The organism is Peribacillus sp. NPDC097895 (genome assembly GCF_050277555.1).
GTDB lineage: Bacteria > Bacillota > Bacilli > Bacillales > DSM-1321 > Peribacillus.
The window spans coordinates 217,276-237,644 of record NZ_JBNNSH010000003.1 but is presented as its reverse complement, the minus strand read 5'-3'; the positions used below and the strand labels follow the sequence as shown (position 1 = coordinate 237,644).

18 protein-coding genes and 1 other RNA gene are annotated in these 20,369 nt (G+C 42.2%); 15 read left to right on the top strand and 4 right to left on the bottom strand.

Annotated elements, in window-relative coordinates:
• The first annotated feature begins 29 nt into the window (after positions 1–29).
• The 6 genes from ACQKMH_RS17445 (at position 30) to eno (ending at position 7,197) form a co-directional block, all read left to right on the top strand.
• Positions 30–1,064 (top strand): sugar-binding transcriptional regulator, encoded by a 1,035-nt coding sequence (locus ACQKMH_RS17445; protein ID WP_427588737.1) that lies wholly within the window; start codon positions 30–32, stop codon positions 1,062–1,064.
• A 32-nt stretch (positions 1,065–1,096) separates the two neighbouring features.
• Positions 1,097–2,104, top strand: coding sequence for a type I glyceraldehyde-3-phosphate dehydrogenase (gene gap, locus ACQKMH_RS17440; protein ID WP_427588736.1), 1,008 nt, complete (start codon positions 1,097–1,099; stop codon positions 2,102–2,104).
• 246 nt (positions 2,105–2,350) lie between these two features.
• Positions 2,351–3,535, top strand: a complete 1,185-nt coding sequence (locus ACQKMH_RS17435) for a phosphoglycerate kinase (protein WP_427588735.1) — start codon at positions 2,351–2,353, stop codon at positions 3,533–3,535.
• Positions 3,536–3,581: 46 nt separating this feature from the next.
• Positions 3,582–4,343, top strand: coding sequence for a triose-phosphate isomerase (gene tpiA, locus ACQKMH_RS17430; RefSeq protein WP_427588734.1), 762 nt, complete (start codon positions 3,582–3,584; stop codon positions 4,341–4,343).
• Complete coding sequence (gpmI, locus tag ACQKMH_RS17425; protein ID WP_427588733.1) at positions 4,336–5,871, top strand: 2,3-bisphosphoglycerate-independent phosphoglycerate mutase; 1,536 nt, start codon at positions 4,336–4,338, stop codon at positions 5,869–5,871. The genes tpiA and gpmI overlap by 8 nt, the downstream gene beginning before the upstream one ends.
• Before the next feature lie 30 nt (positions 5,872–5,901).
• On the top strand, positions 5,902–7,197 hold the full coding sequence (eno, locus tag ACQKMH_RS17420; protein ID WP_230158988.1) for a phosphopyruvate hydratase: 1,296 nt from the start codon (positions 5,902–5,904) through the stop codon (positions 7,195–7,197).
• 355 nt (positions 7,198–7,552) lie between these two features.
• Here eno and ACQKMH_RS17415 read toward each other — a convergent pair whose 3' ends face one another.
• Together ACQKMH_RS17415 and ACQKMH_RS17410 are read right to left on the bottom strand one after the other, a co-directional pair.
• A complete protein-coding gene (locus tag ACQKMH_RS17415) occupies positions 7,553–8,377 on the bottom strand; it encodes a M15 family metallopeptidase (protein WP_427588732.1) in 825 nt (274 codons plus the stop codon).
• A gap of 55 nt (positions 8,378–8,432) precedes the next feature.
• Entirely contained in the window at positions 8,433–8,975 is a 543-nt protein-coding gene (locus tag ACQKMH_RS17410) for a hypothetical protein (protein ID WP_427588731.1), read from the bottom strand.
• A 176-nt stretch (positions 8,976–9,151) separates the two neighbouring features.
• On the opposite strand from ACQKMH_RS17410, the gene secG reads away from it, so the two are divergent.
• The 5 genes from secG to ssrA all read left to right on the top strand — a co-directional run bounded on the left by secG (position 9,152) and on the right by ssrA (position 13,699).
• A complete protein-coding gene (gene secG / locus ACQKMH_RS17405; protein ID WP_063233970.1) occupies positions 9,152–9,385 on the top strand; it encodes a preprotein translocase subunit SecG in 234 nt (77 codons plus the stop codon).
• 145 nt (positions 9,386–9,530) lie between these two features.
• A complete protein-coding gene (locus ACQKMH_RS17400) occupies positions 9,531–10,277 on the top strand; it encodes an alpha/beta hydrolase (RefSeq protein WP_427588730.1) in 747 nt (248 codons plus the stop codon).
• Positions 10,278–10,310: 33 nt separating this feature from the next.
• Positions 10,311–12,680, top strand: coding sequence for a ribonuclease R (rnr, locus tag ACQKMH_RS17395; protein ID WP_427588729.1), 2,370 nt, complete (start codon positions 10,311–10,313; stop codon positions 12,678–12,680).
• A 66-nt stretch (positions 12,681–12,746) separates the two neighbouring features.
• The gene (gene smpB, locus ACQKMH_RS17390) at positions 12,747–13,214 is read left to right on the top strand and encodes an SsrA-binding protein SmpB (RefSeq protein ID WP_230158983.1); all 468 of its coding nucleotides are present in this window, start codon (positions 12,747–12,749) and stop codon (positions 13,212–13,214) included.
• Positions 13,215–13,337: 123 nt separating this feature from the next.
• Positions 13,338–13,699, top strand: a transfer-messenger RNA (tmRNA) gene (gene ssrA, locus ACQKMH_RS17385).
• A 437-nt stretch (positions 13,700–14,136) separates the two neighbouring features.
• On the opposite strand, the gene ACQKMH_RS17380 is transcribed toward ssrA, so the two are convergent.
• Entirely contained in the window at positions 14,137–15,291 is a 1,155-nt protein-coding gene (locus ACQKMH_RS17380) for a DUF2515 family protein (RefSeq protein WP_427588728.1), read from the bottom strand.
• Between the two features lie 99 nt (positions 15,292–15,390).
• Here ACQKMH_RS17380 and shc point away from each other — a divergent pair, with 99 nt between their 5' ends.
• From shc to ACQKMH_RS17365, 3 genes are all read left to right on the top strand, one after another.
• Positions 15,391–17,259: a squalene--hopene cyclase gene (gene shc / locus ACQKMH_RS17375; RefSeq protein ID WP_427588727.1), complete on the top strand. Its 1,869-nt coding sequence runs from the start codon at positions 15,391–15,393 to the stop codon at positions 17,257–17,259.
• A gap of 101 nt (positions 17,260–17,360) precedes the next feature.
• Positions 17,361–17,909, top strand: a complete 549-nt coding sequence (locus ACQKMH_RS17370) for an HXXEE domain-containing protein (protein WP_427588726.1) — start codon at positions 17,361–17,363, stop codon at positions 17,907–17,909.
• A 33-nt stretch (positions 17,910–17,942) separates the two neighbouring features.
• Positions 17,943–18,845 (top strand): TIGR01777 family oxidoreductase, encoded by a 903-nt coding sequence (locus tag ACQKMH_RS17365; RefSeq protein WP_427588725.1) that lies wholly within the window; start codon positions 17,943–17,945, stop codon positions 18,843–18,845.
• Positions 18,846–19,064: 219 nt separating this feature from the next.
• Here ACQKMH_RS17365 and ACQKMH_RS17360 read toward each other — a convergent pair whose 3' ends face one another.
• Positions 19,065–19,271, bottom strand: coding sequence for a hypothetical protein (locus tag ACQKMH_RS17360; protein ID WP_427588724.1), 207 nt, complete (start codon positions 19,269–19,271; stop codon positions 19,065–19,067).
• Here ACQKMH_RS17360 and ACQKMH_RS17355 point away from each other — a divergent pair.
• Positions 19,257–20,225, top strand: a complete 969-nt coding sequence (locus tag ACQKMH_RS17355) for a nuclease-related domain-containing protein (protein WP_427588723.1) — start codon at positions 19,257–19,259, stop codon at positions 20,223–20,225. The two genes, ACQKMH_RS17360 and ACQKMH_RS17355, sit on opposite strands and share 15 nt — an antisense overlap.
• Positions 20,226–20,369 lie beyond the last annotated feature (144 nt).

Genomic DNA, 20,369 nt, shown 5'->3' with positions numbered 1-20,369 from the left:
CCAACTTAACTTTTTAGGAGTTTTATAATATGCGTACATTACTCGAGGTACAAAGAAAATTATTACCTGATTTCCTTATGGTTATGCAAAAAAGATATGATATCCTGCGTTATATCAAAATGATGCAGCCAGTGGGAAGGCGAAGTCTGGCTGTAAGCCTTAACTTGACTGAGCGGACGCTTAGAAGCGAGGTTGATTTTCTGAAAAGTCAGAGTCTGGTTAATATATTCAGTTCTGGTATGACCCTGACAGATGAAGGGATGGAAATCCTGGATAAGTTAGAAGGAATAATGCGTGAAGTAATGGGTATAGACATAATGGAACGGCAGTTGCAGGAATTGTTACAAGTGGATGAGGTCATCATTGTCTCAGGAAATTGTGACGAAACCCCATGGGTAAAAAAAGAATTGGGTAAAGCCTGCGCAAACCGTATGAAACAAGAATGGAACTCAAAGAATATCATTGCAGTTACGGGTGGATCGACAATGGCCGAAGTGGCCAATTCGTTGTCACCTGATGAAGCGTCGAAGAAATTGACATTTGTCCCAGCCCGCGGGGGAATTGGTGAGGCAGTGCAGAATCAGGCTAATACGATTGTCGAAAGAATGGCACAGAAGGCGCATGCCTCATACAGAGTGTTATATGTACCCGATCAATTAAGCGGTGAGGTCTATGCTTCCTTCATGAAGGAACCTGCTATTAAAGAAGTCATTTCCAAAATTAAATCTGCTGATATGATCATTCATGGAATTGGTGATGCCATTGCGATGGCAGAGAGAAGAAATTCTTCGCCAGAATCGTTAAAGAAGCTGTTAGATGGAAATGCTGTAGGAGAAGCATTCGGTTATTACTACGATGAAAATGGCAAAGTTGTTCATAAAGTTTTGACAGTCGGTATCCAGTTAGATGATCTCAGCCCTGAAAAGCGAGTGATAACTGTGGCAGGTGGGAAAACTAAAGCTAAGGCTATCCGTTCTTACATGAAAGGAGCGCCTTCATCAACGGTTTTAATCACGGATGAAGCGGCAGCACAAGAGTTAATTCAGGGGAATTACACCCCTTAATATATTTGCGAACTTAAAAGGAGGAATTTTTCATGGCAGTAAAAGTTGGTATTAATGGTTTTGGACGTATTGGACGTAATGTATTTCGTGCAGCATTGAGTAATTCTGAGGTAGAAATTGTAGCTATTAACGACTTAACGGATGCTAATATGTTAGCGCACCTTCTTCAATACGATACAATTCATGGATCTCTTAATGAAAAAGTGGCAGTTGATGGGGATTACTTGGTTGTTGATGGCCATAAAGTCAAAGTATTGGCTGAACGTGATCCTGCACAATTAGCATGGGGTGAGCTAGGAGTAGAAGTAGTTGTAGAATCTACAGGTCGTTTCACAAAACGTGCAGATGCAGCTAAACATTTAGAAGCAGGCGCGAAAAAAGTTATCATCTCTGCTCCTGCATCTGATGAAGATATCACAATTGTCATGGGTGTAAACGAAGACAAATATGATGCAGCAAACCACCATGTAATCTCTAATGCTTCTTGTACAACAAACTGCTTAGCGCCATTTGCTAAAGTGCTTCATGAACAATTCGGAATCAAACGCGGTATGATGACTACTGTTCACTCATATACAAATGATCAGCAAATCCTTGATTTGCCTCATAAAGATTACCGCCGTGCACGTGCAGCTGCCGAGAATATCATTCCTACAACAACTGGGGCAGCAAAAGCTGTTGCACTTGTTCTTCCTGAACTTAAAGGGAAATTAAATGGTATGGCAATGCGCGTACCGACTCCAAACGTGTCTGTAGTCGACCTTGTTGCAGAGCTTGAAAAAGACACAACAGTTGAAGAAGTTAATGCAGCATTCAAAAAGGCTTCTGAAGGCGAATTAAAAGGGATTCTTGAGTACAGCGAACTTCCGCTAGTATCAACTGACTATAACGGTAACCCATCATCATCTACCATTGATGCCCTTTCCACAATGGTAATGGAAGGAAACATGGTTAAAGTATTATCTTGGTATGATAATGAAACTGGATATTCTAGCCGTGTTGTGGATTTAATCGACTATTTGGCTAAAAAAGGATTGTAATTAGAATAATAAAAAACCTCACCAAGGTGAGGTTTTTTTTATAACACCTCTAAAAAAACTTGGCAGAAGATGATATTATTAGTAAGTCATTAAACAGTCAAGCGTTTACATTTCTTGTTTTTGGATAATTTCATGGAAACCGACTATAATGAAAAAGAGAAAAGGGGAGTTGGGATATTTACCCTCTCCCTTTTTGGCTAAGAGAATCAAAAATATGATAACAATATCTAAGGAGGTTCTTGGATTATGAATAAAAAGTCGATTAGAGATATTGAATTAAAAGGGAAACGCGTTTTTTGCCGTGTTGATTTTAACGTTCCGATGCAGGACGGAAAGATTTCGGATGATACGAGAATCAGAGCGGCACTGCCGACGATTTCCTATCTGACGGAACAAGGTGCTAAAGTCATTTTAGCCAGCCATCTTGGCCGTCCTAAGGGACAAGTCGTTGAAGAATTGCGATTAGCTCCTGTTGCAAAAAGACTGAGTGAGCTTAGTGGCAAAGATGTACAAAAAGCTGAAGAAGCTTACGGGGATTCAGTTAAGTCCATCATTGATAACATGGAAAATGGTGAGATTCTGTTATTGGAAAATGTTCGTTTCTATCCAGGAGAAGAGAAGAACGATCCAGAATTGGCGAAGTCATTTGCTGCACTTGCGGATGTTTATGTTAATGATGCATTCGGAGCTGCTCATCGTGCACATGCTTCAACGGAAGGAATCGCACACCATCTTCCAGCTGTTGCAGGATTGCTTATGGAAAAAGAACTTTCGGTGCTTGGAAAAGCTTTATCCAACCCAGAACGTCCTTTTACAGCTATAATTGGCGGCGCAAAAGTAAAGGATAAAATAGGCGTTATCGAAAACCTTTTGGAAAACGTCGATCACTTGATTATTGGTGGCGGACTAGGTTATACATTTATTAAAGCGCAAGGTCATGAAATCGGAAATTCTTTATTGGAAGAAGACAAAATTGAATTGGCCAAATCTTTCATCGAAAGCGCTAAAGAAAAAGGCGTAAAATTACATTTGCCAATCGATGCAGTTGTAACGGCTGAATTCTCTCCAGATGCAGAAGCCAAGAATGTCGATATAGATGCTATTCCAACTGATAAAATGGCTCTTGATATAGGTCCAAAAACAAGTGAATTATTTGCGGATGTAATCAAAGGTTCCAAGCTTGTCATTTGGAATGGACCAATGGGTGTATTCGAGTTCGATAAATTTGCAAATGGAACGAGAACCGTTGCTGAAGCATTGGCGGAAGCAAAAGATACGTACAGCATTGTAGGCGGAGGGGATTCTGCCGCAGCTGCTGAAAAGTTTGGCTTAGCAGAAAAAATGTCCCATATTTCAACTGGTGGCGGTGCATCTCTTGAGTTCATGGAAGGCAAAGAATTGCCTGGCGTTGTAGCATTGAACGATAAATAAGCGTGAACCGTTAAAAATTTCAACTTTAGAAGGGATGAGAAACCAAATGCGTAAACCGATTATTGCAGGAAACTGGAAAATGAATAAAACACTATCTGAATCGACTGCCTTTATAGAAGAAGTGAGCAATCTGATTCCGAAGCAAGATTTAATCGATACGGTGGTATGTGCTCCAGCTTTGTTTTTGGATCAACTTGTTCAAGCAGCAAAAGGAACCGATGTGAAAATCGGTGCGCAAAACATGCACTTCGAAGAAAGTGGTGCCTTCACAGGAGAAATCAGCCCGATTGCATTAACGGATCTCGGTGTATCTTATGTCATTCTTGGTCATTCTGAACGCCGGGAAATGTTCAACGAAACAGATGAAGCAGTCAATAAAAAAGCTCATGCCGCTTTTGCTCACGGGTTAACTCCTATCGTTTGTTGCGGTGAAACACTTGAACAAAGGGAAGCTGGCGAAACGAATGAATTCGTTGGCAGCCAGATAGAAAAAGGCCTAGCTGGATTAACTGATGAACAATTGAAACAAGCCGTTATCGCTTATGAGCCGATCTGGGCGATTGGAACAGGAAAATCTTCATCTGCTCAAGATGCAAATGAAGTTTGTGCACATATCCGCTCAGTTGTTGCTGACAAGTTTTCAAACGAAGCAGCTGCAGCCATCCGCATTCAGTACGGCGGCAGTGTTAAACCTGAGAATATTAAAGAGTATATGTCACAGCCTGATATTGACGGTGCGTTGGTAGGCGGGGCGAGCTTAAAAACTGATTCCTTTTTACAATTGCTGGAGGCTGGTCATAATGAGTAAGTCGCCTGTGGCACTTATCATCTTAGACGGTTTTGGCTGCCGTAGCGAAGAGAAAGGAAATGCTGTTTTTCATGCGAAAAAACCGAACTTTGATCGGTATTGGGAACAGTATCCGCATTCCCATTTAATTGCAAGCGGGGAAGCTGTTGGCTTGCCTGCTGGTCAAATGGGGAACTCTGAAGTGGGTCATTTGAATATAGGGGCCGGACGGATCGTTTATCAAAGTCTGACCCGTGTGAACCTGGCTATTCGTGAAGGTGAGTTTGCAGAAAATCCAACTTTGGTCGAGGCCATGAGCCATACGAAGAAAAAAGGAACGGATCTTCATCTTTTCGGACTTCTCTCAGATGGTGGCGTGCACAGTCATATTGAACATATGTATGCCTTGCTGAAATTGGCGGCTAAAGAAGGAGTTAAAAATGTATATGTACATGCATTTTTAGATGGACGTGATGTCGGCCCGAAAACGGCACAGGGTTATATTAAGGATGCAGAAGCAAAAATGAAGGAATTCGGTGTTGGTCAGTTTGCGACCATATCCGGAAGATATTATTCGATGGACCGTGATAAACGCTGGGAGCGTGTGGAGAAATCCTATCGTTCAATGGTGTATGGTGATGGCCCTGCTTATTCTTCTGCGATGGAGTGTGTCGAGGATTCCTACGAGCATGGTATTTTTGACGAGTTCGTGATACCTTCTGTGATAACGGCGGAAGACGGAAAACCGGTGGCAACGATTAAAGATGATGATGCGGTTATCTTTTATAATTTCCGTCCTGACCGGGCGATCCAGATTTCCAATACGTTCACGAATGAGGACTTTCGCTCATTTGACCGCGGTCCTGGACATCCGAAGCATCTCCATTTTGTCTGCTTGACACATTTTTCAGAAACAGTTGACGGATATGTTGCTTTTAAGCCGACAAATCTTGATAATACATTAGGGGAAGTACTTTCCCAAAACCAGCTTACCCAGCTTCGTATTGCTGAAACTGAAAAATATCCGCATGTGACGTTTTTCATGAGCGGCGGACGTGAAGAGAAGTTTCCTGGTGAAGAGAGAATTTTAATTAATTCTCCGAAAGTCGCTACATATGATTTAAAGCCGGAAATGAGTGCTTATGAAGTGACGGATGCGTTGATGGAACAAATAGAGGCTGACCGCTTCGATGCGATCCTCTTGAATTTCGCCAACCCGGATATGGTTGGTCACTCAGGGATGCTAGAACCGACCGTCAAAGCGATTGAAACCGTGGATGAATGCTTGGGCAGGATTGTCGATTTAATCGTCTCAAAAGGCGGTACAGCAATCATTACCGCTGACCATGGGAACGCTGATGAAGTCGTAACGCTTGAAGGCAACCCGATGACTGCCCATACAACGAATCCTGTGCCTGTCATTATTACTAAAAATCAGGTAACATTAAGAACAGATGGTATATTAGGCGATTTAGCTCCAACAATGCTTGATTTGCTTGGAGTCGAAAAACCTGTTGAAATGACAGGGAAATCCCTATTATCTAAATAAAATTGTGAATTGGAAAAGGAGAGATTTATAATGCCGTACATCGAACATGTATATGCACGCGAAGTGTTAGATTCTCGTGGTAATCCAACAGTAGAAGTAGAAATCCAAACAGAGTCCGGATACTTCGGACGTGCAATCGTACCATCGGGAGCTTCCACAGGAGAACACGAAGCAGTTGAGCTTCGTGACGGAGATAAATCTCGTTACCTAGGTAAAGGGGTACAAAAAGCAGTTGATAATGTAAATGATGTCATTGCTGAAGCTGTCATTGGTTTGGATGTAACGAACCAAGCAGGCCTTGACCTTACGATGATCGAACTGGATGGTACTGAAAACAAAGGGAACTTGGGAGCGAACGCAATCCTTGGTGTATCAATGGCTGCTGCCCACGCCGCTGCGGAATTTTCCGGTTTACCATTGTATCGTTACCTTGGAGGGTTCAACGCGAAACAACTTCCAACTCCAATGATGAACATCATTAACGGTGGATCACATGCCGATAACAATGTAGACTTCCAGGAATTCATGATCCTTCCTGTCGGTGCTCCTAGCTTCAAAGAAGCAGTTCGTATGGGTGCTGAAGTATTCCATGCATTGAAATCCGTTCTTTCTGCTAAAGGCTTGAACACGGCTGTTGGTGATGAAGGTGGCTTTGCGCCTAACCTTGGTTCAAACCGTGAAGCGCTGCAAGTCATCATCGAGGCAATTGAAAAAGCAGGCTATAAAGCAGGCGAAGATATCTACCTTGGTATGGACGTAGCTTCATCTGAATTCTATAACAAAGAAACAGGCAAATACGATCTTGCAGGAGAAGGCCGCAATGGCGTTACATCCGAAGAAATGGTTGCGTTCTATGAAGAGCTAGTGAATGAATTCCCAATTCTTTCAATTGAAGATGGCTTGGATGAAAATGACTGGGAAGGCCACAAACTTTTAACTGAACGCATTGGTTCTAAAGTTCAATTAGTTGGTGACGATTTATTCGTAACGAACACAAAAAAATTGGCTGAAGGCATCGAAAAAGGCATCGGTAATTCCATCCTGATTAAAGTGAACCAAATTGGTACACTGACTGAAACGTTTGAAGCAATCGAAATGGCTAAGCGCGCAGGCTACACTGCAGTCGTTTCCCACCGTTCAGGTGAAACGGAAGATGCAACTATCGCTGACATCGCCGTTGCAACAAACGCAGGACAAATCAAAACAGGTTCCATGTCCCGTACAGACCGTATCGCTAAATACAACCAACTTCTTCGCATCGAAGACCAGCTTGGTGACTTGGCTGTTTATGCAGGCTTGAAATCTTTCTATAACTTGAAGAAGTAATCACTGCGAAGTCTGCTTCTGACGAGAAGCGGATTGAGTGAGCACCTCCCATTCAATGTGGCAATCCACATTTTGAATGGGAGGTTTTTTATGTATACTGAGGGTTGGAAAGTAAGGACGGTTGAGGCCTGCATTTAATATTGGTCAGTCCTTATTTTTAAGTGAGTACATCAGGAATTATAATGTGTTGTGGAGAAAATGGAACATATCTAACTATCATTAACATAATAATTATAACTTTTATTAGCTTTTAGCAGCGGTAACGCTGCTAAAGTAGCTTGGTTCAAGCCATTTAATCAAACGATTGATTAATACCATTTCAGATAAAAAAGGTGCCACATCTGGGCACCTTTTTTTAATTATCCGACACAGCTTCTACTGGAACGGCATTATAGTATTCTTCTAATGTACTCTTCGTTTCAAAAATTTCAGTTGCAGCATCAACACCGACATAGCGGATGTGCCATGGTTCGTATTTATAGCCTGTGATGTTTTCCTTGCCTTCCGGATAGCGGATGATAAATCCGTATTCATGGGCGTGGTCAGCAAGCCAGACGGCTTCATTCGTGTCACCGAAGCAGTCCTGGGCGGCACATGCTCCGTCATGGGTCGTGACGTCGATCGCTAGACCTGTTTCATGCTCGCTTGTCCCAGGCAATGCACTGTAGGTTCTCGCTTTTTCTTCCCCGTCTTTAGCCACATAGTTGTTAAAGACAGCGATTTGCGTTTGATGTGAACGGTAAGCGGAAACACCGGCAAAGTGCATGTTTTCGTTTTCGGCAGCTTGGAACAACTCCTCAAGCGCTTCTCCCGCTTCTTTTCGCATCATTCTTTTTTCAATTTTATCTTGAAAGATGAAATCCACTTTTGGATAGATAAGGTCATCAGGTTTGTAATCTTCCGGCAGGCTGTATTGCTTATTGACAAGTACAGGTATGCTTTCCGGGTTGGCTAATGTCTGAAGTCCAGCCTGTGCGGGTTTAACCGTTTCATCAACTTCTACCTGGCGTTGGGCCGTTTCTTTTGAGTCATTATTCTTATCAGTTTCTGTCTCCGTATTCTGGGAGCTCGGCTGTTCTTCTTTTGGCTCTTTTTTATCCTCGTTTGATTGGTCGAATGAGCATCCGGACAATAGAATGAAAGATGATAGAGCAGTTGCTGTAAATACAGATTTTAACATATGGAAGGCCCCTTGCTTTTAATATAAGATTTCCAATAAAGGTAGTTTTGAAAGATTATCGTGATAAGTAATCCCTTGTTAATTCACTTTGATATTTATCCAGAAATAAGCCAATCCAGATGACCATCAACAAAAAAGGATAATCATTTCGGATTGCGGTTTCCACGACGGGATCTGACCAAAAATGTGAAAGGAAACCAGATGACATTCTGATTGTCTCGAATGTGACCAGGGCATGAAGCGATAACCAGAGAATCGTAAGGGTATTGGTCCCAAACCCAATGACCGCTGCTATGATGCTCAGCAAGACGGCTGCTGCCCCGATTAGGAGGACATTGAAGCTGGATTGGAAAAAATCGATACCGCTATTGGAAAGTCCATTATAAATAATAGCAGTAAAATAAACGGTTGTCGTGCTATATGCAGCAAATAATAAGTATCGATTTCCGTGATACTTTGCAAGCAGCAATAAAAGCGGTGATAGGATGATTAGTAAGACACTTATAAGATTGCTTCCGCCTGTCCATAAAGAATAACCGGCAACCGCCGAGAATAGGATGGTCAGGAGATCAAGAATCCGAAGAATGGACTTAAACATGGTGACACCTCTTTCTTCTCTTTATGTAAAGTATCTCAAATTTTTATTCAAAAAGAAATCAATGACTATGGATGTTTAGGAATTCTTACCATTATAGTATAACAAAGATTGTGGATATTTATTGGGTGTGGTAAAGTTAAAGTAAATGTTTATGGTTCTTCAGGAGGTGTAATTGCATGCATGCATTTCTCATAACGCTTTTAGTGATTGTCAGTATCGCCCTTATTGTGACGGTATTGCTTCAATCAGGTAAAAGTGCAGGTTTATCAGGTGCGATAGCCGGCGGTGCTGAGCAGCTATTCGGAAAGCAAAAAGCACGCGGTTTAGATCTTGTTTTACACCGGGCAACGATAGTATTAGCCATTTTATTCTTTGCTTTAACTTTACTTGTTGCATTCTTTGATGTGTAATGGATCAAAAATGAGTCTAGCTAAATAGCTAGGCTCTTTTCTTTGCACAATAGTTGTATGAATAGATATAGTGATTTTAGTACTTAATGATAGGATAGGGAAAAAAATTTTTTGATGCTATTTACTGATAAAGGAGCTTATAATCATGAAAATCAAGCTGCAGCAGCCCTTTACATTTGAAGGCGGAAAAAGAGCTGTCTTACTTTTACATGGATTTACGGGGAATTCCGCTGATGTGCGGATGCTTGGACGCCACCTGGAGAAGCATGGATATACCTGCCATGCCCCGCACTATAAAGGACATGGTGTGCCGCCAGAGGAGTTAGTGGAAACGGGTCCAACTGATTGGTGGAAAGATGTCATGATGGCCTATGATTTTTTAAAGAGCAAAGGCCATGAAGAAATTGCTGTTGCAGGACTCTCATTAGGAGGCGTATTTTCTCTTAAATTAGGTTACACTGTACCTATAAAGGGTATCGTATCAATGTGTGCGCCTATGTATATTAAAAGTGAAGAAATGATGTATAAAGGAGTTTTGGAGTACGCTAGAGAATTTAAGAAGTATGAAGGAAAAACACCAGAGCAAATAGAGCTTGAAATGGACCGTTTCGCTAATAAACCTATGAATACATTGAAAGCTCTTCAGGAATTGATAACGGATGTAAGGGAGCATGTCGATCTAATCTATGCACCGACATTTGTCGTTCAAGGGCGGCATGATGATGTCATCAATCCGAAAAGTGCCGATATTATTATCGATGCCATTGAGTCACCTGTCAAAAAGCTCAAGTGGTATGAAGAATCCGGTCATGTCATAACTCTTGATAAAGAACGTAACCAATTGCATGAAGATGTATTAGAATTTTTAGAAAGTCTGGATTGGTCCGAATAACAAAATTATCATACCCTGAATAGGAGGGTTTTTATGGAAGATAACATTCAAGAACACATTAATAAGCTTCTGACGTATATGACCGACGAAGCATATAAGCCATTAACCGTACAAGAGCTTGAAGAGGCTTTGAAAATTGAAGACTCGGCAGACTTCAAGAATTTCGTTAAGGCGTTAGTTAAGATGGAGGAAAAGGGATTGGTCGTCAGAACGAGAAGCAATCGTTATGGCCTGCCGCAAAAAATGAATTTATTTCGCGGTAAATTAACGGGTCATGCAAAAGGATTTGCTTTTGTGACACCAGAAGATAATCCAGGAATGGATGATATATTCATCCCGCCAAATGAAACGGGTACAGCGATGCATGGAGATATCGTCATGGTCCGTGTATCTTCAGAGACATCAGGTTCGAGACAAGAAGGTACTGTCATCAGAATCCTTGAACGTGGAATTACACAAGTGGTAGGTACATACTCTGAAAGTAAAAGCTTTGGTTTTGTCATCCCTGATGACAAAAAGATCGCAAGCGATATCTTCATTCCGCAGCATGCATCACATGGAGCGGTAGAGGGCCATAAGGTTGTCGTCAAGCTTACTTCCTATCCTGAAGGTCGCGTAAGTGCAGAAGGTGAAGTCATTGAAATTCTTGGACATAAGAATGACCCTGGTGTTGATATTCTTTCCGTGATCCATAAATATGGCTTGCCGATGGAGTTCCCGGAAGACGTCATGGATCAAGCCAATGCAGTTTCGGATACCATTGAAGAAAGTGAAATTGGCAACCGCAGGGATTTGCGGAATGATGTTTTGGTCACGATTGATGGAGCGGACGCGAAGGATTTGGATGATGCTGTTACGGTTTCGAAACTTGAAAATGGCAATTACAAGTTGGGTGTACATATTGCCGATGTCAGCCATTATGTAACGGAAGGTTCACCGATCGATAAGGAAGCCCTTGAAAGAGGAACGAGTGTTTATTTGGTGGACAGGGTCATTCCGATGATTCCGCATCGTTTATCAAATGGGATTTGTTCTTTGAACCCACAAGTTGATCGCTTTACACTGTCTTGTGAGATGGAAATCACGCCAAGTGGGCAAGTCGTCAACCATGAGATTTTTGAAAGTGTCATTAAAACGACGGAACGGATGACATATGGCAATGTGAACAAAATTCTTGTGGATAAAGATGAAGAACAGCTCGAACGTTACGAAGCGTTAGTGCCGATGTTCCAGGATATGGAGAAGCTAGCGGCCATTCTTCGTAAAAATCGGATGAACCGCGGTGCGATCGACTTTGACTTCAATGAAGCGAGAGTTATCGTTGATGAAGAGGGACATCCGACTGATGTTGTTTTACGGGAAAGATCGGTTGCGGAAAAGCTGATTGAAGAATTCATGCTTGCGGCTAATGAAACCGTTGCAGAGCATTTCAACCGTCTTAAAGTACCGTTCATTTACCGTATTCATGAAGATCCCAAACCGGAAAAGCTGCAGCGTTTCTTTGAATTCATCACGAACTTCGGGTATATTGTACGAGGATCGGCCAATGATGTTCATCCGAAGGCGCTACAGGAAATCATCGAGGCAGTAGCCGGTAAACCGGAGGAAACGGTCATATCCACCGTTATGCTTCGTTCCATGCAACAAGCGAAGTATGATCCGGAGAGCTTAGGCCATTTTGGATTATCAGCCGAGTTTTACACACATTTCACATCGCCGATTCGCCGTTACCCAGATTTGATCGTGCACAGGTTGATCAGGACCTATTTGGTGGAAGGGAAACTCGATGAAGCAACGAAAGAGAAATGGAATGCCATTTTACCTGATATTGCCGATCATACATCGAAACGTGAACGCCGCTCCGTCGATGCCGAACGGGAAACCGATGATTTGAAGAAAGCGGAATATATGCTTGATAAAATCGGCGAAGAATATACCGGGATCATTGGATCCGTTACGAATTTCGGGATGTTCGTCGAGTTGCCAAACACCATTGAAGGACTTGTCCATGTCAGCTTCATGACGGATGATTATTACCGCTTCGATGAGCGTCAGCTTGCAATGATCGGGGAACGCACAGGTAAGGTGTTCCGGATCGGCGATGAGATCGACGTACGTGTTTCCAACGTCAATAAAGAAGAACGCGCCATCGATTTCGAAATTATTGGCATGAAGGTAAGCCGTCCGCGTCCATCTGGCGAGAAGAAAATATTCAAGGCCAATTCAGGTGAACGTAAACGGGGCCGTGGTGGCAATGGTGGACGTAACGAAGGGAAAGGCGTCGGCCGCGGAGGTAACCGCAATGGAGATGCACCTTCTTCCGATAGAAAACCGAAAAAGAAGAAAAAATTCTTCGAAAATGCGCCGGCAGCCAAGCGCAAGAGAAAACCTAAAAAGAGATAAGATTGAGGTGAGGGGATGATCCATTCATCCTCTCACCGCGATTGGATGTAAAAAGGGGAGAGTACGATGCCAAAAGGCTCAGGTAAACAACTAGCACAAAATAAAAAAGCATATCATGATTTCTTCATTGAACAAACATTTGAAGCAGGCATCGTTTTGAAAGGGACCGAAATCAAGGCCATCCGTGCGGCCCGAGTGAATTTGAAGGATGCCTTTGCTAAAATAGAAAATGGTGAAATCTATCTTCATAATATGCATGTCAGCCCTTATGAGCAGGGAAACCAGTTTAACCATGACCCGTTGCGGACAAGGAAGCTTCTTTTGCATAAGAAGGAAATCAGTAAATTGATTGGTACAACAAAGGAAACAGGTTATACCATCGTCCCGTTGAAAATGTATTTAAAGAATGGCTTTGCCAAAGTTTTAATCGGAATTGGAAAAGGGAAGAAACAATATGACAAGCGTGATGATCTGAAGAAGAAGGAAGCAAAACGTGATATTGAACGTGCTTTCCGTGATCGTCAGAAGATGTAGAACTGCCAAGACCTTACAATTGATTTTTTGAAGCAATCTGTTATAATTAAACCTGTACCGATGACAATTGAATATCAGCCAACTTGCTGACTATTCTTCTCTCGTACGCTCCATTTCAATCATGGGGACGTTACGGATTCGACAGGGATAGTTCGAGCTTAAGTTGCGAGTCGAGGGGATCGGCCTCGTTAAAACGTCAACGCCTATAACTGGCAAACAAAACAACAACCTAGCTTTCGCTGCGTAACAACAGTCGTTAGCTGTTCCTCCCTCCATGGCCCACGTGGTAGGGTAAGGGACTCACTCTAAGTGGGATACGCCGGAATCCACCGTCTGAGGATGAAGGAAGAGACCAATCAGACTAGCTGCTCTGCCGCCTGTCGATAGGCTAATGAGTTCGCGAAATGCGAATATATCGACTACACTCGTAGAAGCTTAAGTGCCGTTATGTCTGGACGTGGGTTCGACTCCCACCGTCTCCACCAATACATATATTGGTGGTTTTTTATTTGTGTGACTTGAAGCATAAAATTGTCATCATAACATCTTTATGCTTTATAAATTTGTTTATAAGTTAATAAATGTAGATCTAGTCCAATATTACACAGAGCCCCCGACAACTTCTATTGGAGTTGTCGGGGGCTCTGAAGTCTACAAGAATGTTGTTTCATTTATCTTAATTTGAACTGCTGTATAGCGGAACCGATCACTTAAATTGAAGTAACCGAGATAATGCAAACATAGGTCTCCTTTTTCAACGATTTCAAGACAAATGGTACCGTATGTTTTAACATTGTTCTTTCCTGACACTCTCCCCTCTCTGTTATGACACAATCAACAATTCGAGGAATAAAAGTCAAAATGAAAGGAGCGACCAATGCAAATATATAGAACAGCTGTCAAAATCACCGCACGTTGATGGTTATTCCTCTTCCCGTAACAGAATGGCTTCCTTTCCCATGACCGCAAGCTCCATTATTTCAAGCGTTTTGCAATAATTCCCGAATATATCTCCATTCACATCGACGTCCTTATGAATATAGTCCAGAACATGCCAATCCTCAAACCAGTCGCCGCTTTCCGCATCTTCATGAGAAGTATTCGGCCAGGCGTATTTTAACAGTGGGCTGTACAACCGGTCGGCGGCGCCTTTTCTTAACTTACAATTCTTGACCCGAGGTTTATAAAGGGAACGGGGGAAAAATTCGTTTACATCGTTAAACAAATCGGGCCAATAATCTTTTCGTGAACCCGTATGGGGATGATCGTTCGCCCATTTCAAAACGCCCGCTGAAATATTTGTACGCTGAAAAAGAAGGGCATACAATCTTTTTCCGAATAAAATTCGTTCGTGAAGCGAAGTGAAATGGCGCGAGGTAGCGCCGGCAAGTAAGGTTTGTTGCCTATTTCCCCCTGCACAGTATGGAAAAAGAATGTGATTGAAACGCAAAAAATCATACAACTTGAAGCTGACCGTACCGGTTACGTTTTTTTTAAAATGATCATTTTGGATCACTCTTTTATCCAAATAACTTTGTTCATTTATTACAGTCGCAATCGCAAGAGTGTAGGAATCCCCGGTGTTCCAAAAATAACGCCACATCGTTTCCATAAAGGTGGAAATGTGAAAAAAGTGTAAAAGGTGGAACATTTCCTGGTTGGCTCTCACACTTAGGTCATAAATCAAACACTGGGGATACACATCCTGAAAAATCAACCAGCTGCCGCGTTCCAAAAAAGAATAAATCGCCTTCTGATCTCTGTCTGGCAGAAGTTTTGTCAGCAAATCCCCTTTTAAATCGGTCATGTTCCAGCCAACGTTCCTCGATACCATATGTCCAAGGAGGGCCCAATGGATTTCTGGATGCTCAAGATAAAAATTGTAATAAGCCCGAGTCCGTGTAACATTGTTTTGATTATGTTGTTTTGTCTGTTCTCTTATATAGTGAATGCGTTGTTTATCGTTTTCGGATAAAAAGGGCAGGAGGCCGGAAGATTTACTTTTTAACTTTTTTTTCAAATCCTTCTTTACATCCGAATAGGAATCAAGCAAAAATACATCATCCCTTATCAACATTTCATTTTAACTGCGTTCGATTCTCCCATTAAAGAAATGCATATTCATATTGCTAGAGGAATATGAATACAACGTGAGTATTCGAAAGAGGGGGGTAACATGGGACATCGGGTAAATGAGGAAATGAACCGAATCGTCGCTCAGTTCATTAGGGACCAATCAGATGACGGGTCCTGGCAATATCCTTTTGAGACCGGCATCGGAACAGACTGTCACATGATTATCTTATTGCGGACATTGGAGATAAATGATGAGGCGTTCATAAAAGAACTGGTGGAACGTATTGCAGGGAAACAGCAGAAAGATGGTTCATGGGGTTTGTTTTATGATGAAGGAAAAGGGAACCTTACGTCCACTGTGGAAGCTTATTATGCCCTTCTTTACTCCGGTTACCGGGATCGGGATGACCCGGATATCCAGGCAGCCAGGCGGTTTATCCTTGCCAACGGAGGGGCTACAGAAGTTCATATGCTTTTTAAAGTCGTGTTGGCTTTAACCGGACAGTGCGAGTGGCCGCCTTTCCCCATTAAGATTGAAGTGCTGCTTATACCGGACTCCTTTCCAATTAATCTTTTTGACTTCTCCATGTTTGGCAGAACGAACATCATCCCGTTACTGATTCTGGCCAATTTGGGTTTTAGCAGGAGAACGCTACGGTCTCCTGATCTCTCTGATTTGTATCTCAAAAAAGAAAATCGTTTTTTTACAGAAGATCCGGAATTCCGCTCGGTTATCGATTCGATTCAAAAAGGGATAAAAGGCCTGAAAGACTACCCCGGAAATCTTCGCGAGTTAGCTTTAAATCGCGCCGAACAATATATGCTGGATAGAATAGAACCGGATGGCACCTTATGTAATTATTTCGGTGCAACTTCTATGATGATTTTTGCCTTATTGGCGAGGGGATATTCGAATACACATCCGGTGATTACCCGTGCCTTGCAAGGCTTAAATGCGATGACCTGCCGGATTGATGGGGAACTCCACTGCCAATATGCGACGGCTACGGTCTGGAACACGACGTTAATCAGTTATGCTCTGCAAGAATCCGGAGTCCCTTATTCATCGAATACCGTTCAGAAGGCAAACCGATATATCCTCTCCCGGCAACAAGTCAAATACGGGGATTGGGTCATTCACGAACCAAACCTGTTGCCGGGAGGCTGGGGCTTTGAGGACATGAATACAATCCATCCGGATATTGACGACACAACGGCAGCACTAAGAGCGATTCGAGCGTTAGCCATCGAAAGGGTGGATTGTCGACAGGCATGGGATCGGGGAATCAACTGGCTCATTTCCATGCAAAACAATGACGGTGGCTGGGCGGCATTCGAAAAGAATGTAAATAAGAAAATATTGAACCTGTTACCGATCGAGGGCGGAAAAGATTTGTTGATTGATCCGTCGACGGTTGATTTAACGGGAAGGACATTAGAGTTTTTCGGGAACTATACCCATTTGGATTTTCATCATCCTATGGTGAAACGCGGGATTCGTTGGCTGTTAAAGAATCAAGAGTCGGATGGTTCTTGGGTAGGGCGCTGGGGCGTCTATATTTATGGCACATGGGCGGCTGTAACGGGAATGGTTGCGGTTGGAATTTCCCCGAATCATCCTGCCATTCAGAAGGCTGTAAACTGGTTAAAAGCCATTCAAAATCAAGACGGAGGGTGGGGAGAATCCTGTAAAAGTGATATCGAAAATTGTTATGTGCCGTTGGGCGAAAGTACCCGCACCCATACAGCATGGGCCCTTGATACACTTATCTCAGCCGCGGCTGAAGTCACACCTGACATTAAACGCGGCGCAGCTTTTTTAGTAGATGGAAAAGAAAAAGATTGGGCAAAGGCCTACCCGAAAGGAAGGGGAATGGCGGGAGCCTTTTATATCAATTATCATTGTTACGAATACGTTTTTCCGTTATTGGCCTTGGCCCATTATCAAAAATTAGCTGAAGGGAGCTAAACAGGGATTTGTGGATTCAAATAGCTTTCAAGTGACTTTTTGCATATTTTTAAAGTTTGTCCCATTCAATGAACAAAACTACAACAAGCAGGAGGCAAAAGATGCTTGAAACTTTCCGCCAATTTTTCGATCTTCATACAATTATTTGGTTGTGCCCAATCATTTTTATTTTCCATGACTTAGAAGAGATCATAACCATTGAATCTTCCATGAAGGCAAGTAAAAATAGGTTTCAAAAATCTTCTTCTTTCGTCCAACTAATATTAAATATGAGGGAAAAACTAGGTTCGACCGCTGCCCAGCTTTCTGTTTCGGCTACTTGGATTTTGTTGATTATTTCATTCACTACAGTGGTGACTGCCCATCTCACATTAAACGGAGGGGGCTTTCTTTTATATACAGCTATTCTCAATTTATTTATTCTGCAAGCGATCATGCATATTGTTCAGTCCATCTGTTTCAAAGGCTACACACCTGGCATCATAACGGCGCTATTCCTTCTCATCCCTTACAGTCTTATTGCCTATGACAGTTTGTTCGAATGCGGCCTGATAGACGGGCATTTACTTTTTGCAAGTCTTCCCGTCAGCCTGCTCATGATCCCGATTTTTCTTGTTGGCAATCTTTTAGGCCGTTATTTTATTCACTAACTTATAAGAAAGCAGTTACAGGAGGTGAGTAAATTGCATGTTGTTATAACGGGAGGAAGCGGGTTTGTAGGTCAAGCCTTGACACACCTGTTGACTCAAAAAGGCCATCGAGTAACCATATTAACGCGTCTTCCTGATCATAAAAGAACAAGTGAATTTGTTCATTATGTCGAGTGGCTTTCTGCAGATCATCAACCTGAAAACGAACTTAAGGATGTCGATGCGATGGTCAATTTAGCCGGGGAATCAATTAATAGCGGACGGTGGATCCAAAGTAAAAAGGAGGCTATTTTGAATAGCCGTCTTACAGCCACAAATGAGGTCATTCGAATTTTGAGACATCTTCATCCAAAGCCAAAAGTTCTTGTTAACGCTTCAGGTGTAAGTTACTACGGGATGTCAGACTTCAAAACGTTTAATGAGTACTCCAAAAGTGATGCAAACGATTTTTTAGCCAGTGTTGTAAAGCGTTGGGAGAAAGAAGGAGCAATGGCGAAAGAATTAGGTGTTCGAACGGTCTTCGCGCGTTTCGGCGTCATTCTGGGTCAAGAGGGTGCCTTTCCGCGAATGGTGCTACCGTATAAATTAGGTATTGGGGGGACAATCGGCAGTGGGATGCAATGGATTTCCTGGGTGCACATTCAAGATGCGGTTGAGATGGTTTACTTCGCCATAAGTAATTCTGAAGTAGAAGGACCGTTGAATGTGACCTCTCCTCATCCAATACGCATGTCATCATTCGGACAGTCCATTGCAGACGTCCTTCACCGCCCATATTGGCTTCAGGTTCCTGGGGTTGTAGTAAAAGTAGTACTTGGTGAAATGAGTCAGTTGGTATTAAAAGGGCAGCGGGTACTCCCTCAAAAAGCACTTTACCACAATTACTCCTTTCAATTTCCATACGTACAAAGTGCACTTTCTGATATTCTAGGTTAAAGATACATTGCGCTTATATGAAGAAGGAAACTTATTATTAAGCTTTAGTCATGACAGTACGGCAGGCCCTCCCTGCGTTGAATAGCACGCTGTGTCCTTAATCAGCTGTTCGTAGAAAACACAGACTGGCATTTGGAGGGAGCCTTTTTGTATATGGGGTACCGTCAGATAAACGCGGAATGTTGGCGGTACCCCTATAAGGATTAGGTATTCGTTTTTTTATTTGTTTTTGTCGAAAAATCGATAAATCGCATAATTCGCAGATAAATCAGGAGTTTTCGCAGATATATCTCCATTTTCGAAGATATATTCCCAAATTCGCAGATAAATTGTACAATCGTCATCATTTAAAGGAATATTCGCTTCTGCTGTAGAATCATTTGGGAGAAACCAAGATTGGAGTGATGAATATTGATTGTAAAACAACGAAAAGTCCCCCTTACTATCCTTAAATTACGTGCTTTAGTGCGCAGGCTTCCTCCGAATCATCCTAAAATCTCCTCAATCGTGAATGATCTCAATAAAAGGGAAGCGGGCTATAAAGGGGAAAGTTCCATTGACTTTCCGCTAAGCTTTCTTGATTCGAAAAGATACTTTATCTTCCACGATTTAAGGCTGCAGGAACAATCCCGTTTTTTTCAACTGGATACCTTATTAATCTCGAAGAAATTTGCCCTTATTATTGAAGTGAAGAATATAGCTGGTATGATCTATTTTGATCCGCATTTCAATCAGCTCATTCGAACGAAAGATGGAAAAGAGACGGCATTTCCAGATCCCCTCATTCAAGTCAGCCGCCAGCAATCCCAGTTGAAGAATTGGTTCTTGAAAAATGGCTTTCCCTCACTACCTATCCTTTCTTTGGTTGTTATCAGTAATCCCCAAACGATCATTCGTACATCTCCTGAAAACCGTAAACTCCAATACAAAGTTATTCATCCCGATGTGTTGCCTTCAAGAATCAACGTAATGGAGGATTCCATTACAGATTCCATTTTAGGTGAAAAAGACTTAAAGAAAGTAGTTCGGATCATAAATAAGCATCATACCGAAGCCGTCTCATCCATTCTGGAACGATACAATCTTACCGAAGAAGAACTTATCAAGGGAGTGATATGTGGGAATTGTCGGGGGAATCAGTTATTTAGAAGGCATGGCACATGGCTTTGCAATCAATGCCAACTATCCAGTAAAGATGCACATATCCAGGCTTTACGAGATTATTTTTTTCTAATAGGCTCGAGTATAACGAATCGGCAGTTGAGGGATTTTTTAAACATATCCTCCGCATCCAGTGCAACGAGGATTTTGCAATCATTGAACCTGACAAGCCGTGGTGCGAATAAGGGGAGGGTGTACAGCCTGTTTTTTGATGAGTGAAACAATCTGGCCGAATAGTTAAGATACTATTCCTTCATTTAATTTCCCTATATTTATAGAAAAAAGACTCAAAATAAGTATGAACTTCTTTTGAGTCCTTTTTCTATTTGTTGAGAGAAATTGACTTTTGGGGATAGTCACTTG